The organism is Apibacter sp., from assembly GCF_025291155.1.
Taxonomy (GTDB): Bacteria; Bacteroidota; Bacteroidia; order Flavobacteriales; family Weeksellaceae; genus Apibacter.
Window position 1 is genome coordinate 1 of the sequence record NZ_JAMBJZ010000155.1, and the last position, 1,203, is coordinate 1,203.

Annotated in this window: 3 protein-coding genes; all 3 read left to right on the top strand. The window is 31.8% G+C overall.

The window, feature by feature from the left end; genetic code table 11:
* A partial coding sequence (locus M3Z80_RS09665) for a hypothetical protein (protein WP_459251455.1) occupies nt 1-459 on the top strand: 459 nt, incomplete at its 5' end.
* A gap of 12 nt (nt 460-471) precedes the next feature.
* Nucleotides 472-708 (top strand): hypothetical protein, encoded by a 237-nt coding sequence (locus tag M3Z80_RS09670; RefSeq protein WP_293919405.1) that lies wholly within the window; start codon nt 472-474, stop codon nt 706-708.
* Between the two features lie 2 nt (nt 709-710).
* Nucleotides 711-1,203: hypothetical protein (locus M3Z80_RS09675; RefSeq protein ID WP_293919407.1), on the top strand; the 493-nt coding region annotated here is incomplete at its 3' end.

Consider the following 1,203-nt stretch of genomic DNA (forward strand, 5'->3'; position numbering starts at 1 on the left):
TCAACAGAAAAACCAGACAATAAATCAACATCAGATTCAGTGAAAGAATATGGTAGGGTTATAGATGATTATGATTTAACTGGTAATAATTGTACTACTAAAACATGTGATGCCTTGAAGGAAGCAGGAACAAATATTTTTAATTTTGATGCCTATTTATTCAATAAAAAAATGTATTCCTATAAAGAATATTTTACTATTCCCAGCTCACTGAATGATTTCCTAAACGAACAAAAGGAAACTAATTCCGATATTGTAGTTTCTACAGAGATCATGAAATCAACTTATGAAAATATACAATCTATAGAAACATTAGATAAAACAGGATCTTCGGGTGAAACTTCAGGAAGTTCAGGGGATGCATCAGGAAGTTCAGCAAATTCTTCCAACAGTGAAACGATCAGCAGCGGATCAAGCCCTGCCTCAAGTGGAGGAATTTATGGTTCATCTTCCAATTAAACAATTATTAATATGAAAAAAAATAATTTTATGAAAATAATATTAGGACTTTTTTTTGTAATTGTAGTTATAGTAGAAATAGCACTGATTTTAAATGCATTTCTCACAGTAAAATATCAAATAGAAGAAGCTGAAAACATGACTCAGGTATTAAATAAAATATATAGTATTCTAAATAATGGAGTATATATAATTATTTTTGACTTGATTTATTTATTAGTCCTTCATATTCTCTATTTTAAAAAGTAACAGTGCAAAATAAGAGTTGGGAACATACCCGTATATATAAAACAGAGCATAACTTAGAAGTAAAGGAACGCTCACAAACCAAACAAAGCAGAGTTTCTTTTGACATGGGAATCAATTGCAATACTAAGGATGAAAGCATACGTAAAGTATTCACCCGGGAAAATTACCTGATTAATTCCCGGATACCAGAAGATCATCATATCCGTTTATTATACGAATTAGAGCAAGCAGTTTACCCATTGGAAATAGAAGTAAATACGTATGATAATTTTGAAAGAATCCCGGGCCATGGCCTGTGGTTTTCTACCTGGCAAAAAAAAGCAGATGCAATTTTACAGGAGAAATACAGTCGTGAGTTTGCCGAAAGCCTGAAAAACCAGGTACAGGGAAATTTGGAGACCGAAGAAAAACTTAAACAAAAAATACAGGAAAAGGCCTTCTGGAAATTATACTTTTTTGGGATTCAAAATGCTCAGAATGATAATACCTTACGTT